Source organism: Pseudogemmobacter sp. TB195 (genome assembly GCF_058313095.1).
In genome coordinates, this window is sequence record NZ_JBZEGG010000138.1 from 1 (window position 1) to 622 (window position 622).

Genomic DNA, 622 nt, shown 5'->3' on the forward strand with positions numbered 1-622 from the left:
CTGCCAGCGATTTGTCGAAAAATTCATCGCAGGCGCCCAGCTTTATGGCGGGAAACGGCGAAGCAGGCTAACCTCGCGTTAAGGCTTCTGGTCGAAAAGTCTGGCGCAGGGATACGCAATCGTGCCGGCGGCTTCCTTGCCCGGCGCGGGAACAGTCAACTGGCCCAAGGGCTGGTTATATGGCCGGCATGCGGCGCGCGCGCCCGCCGGTCATCCATCAGGGGTGAACCAGCTTGTCGTTGCCACGGCTCCATTTTCCTTCCCGTCCTGTGGCCGCGCGCGCGGCCAGCCTGTCCCGCGCCAGCGGCCTCTGGCGGCGGATCAGCGGCCTGACGGGCTCGGGCGGCTTCAGGTTGGGGCTCGGCGCCGTCGCGCTGGCGGGCGCCACGCTCACCGGCGCCTCGGAAACCCAGAGCGCCATCGCCAATGGCGACACCCGCACCCTTAACCTGTATTACGCCCACACCAAGGAGACGATCTCCGTCACCTTCAAACGTTTCGGCTCCTATGACCGGGCGGCGCTGAAGCAGCTGAACTGGTTCCTGCGCGACTGGCGCCGTGAAGAGCCCACGAACATGGACCCGCGCCTGTTCGACCTGGTGTGGGAAGTGCATCGCGAACT

1 protein-coding gene is annotated in these 622 nt (G+C 65.8%); it reads left to right on the forward strand.

Going from position 1 to position 622, the window contains the following annotated elements; genetic code table 11:
* Positions 1-233: 233 nt before the first annotated feature.
* Positions 234-622, forward strand: a 389-nt coding sequence (locus AC4FS3_RS29025; RefSeq protein WP_491023422.1) for a peptidoglycan L,D-endopeptidase MepK, incomplete at its 3' end; no start/stop codon positions are given.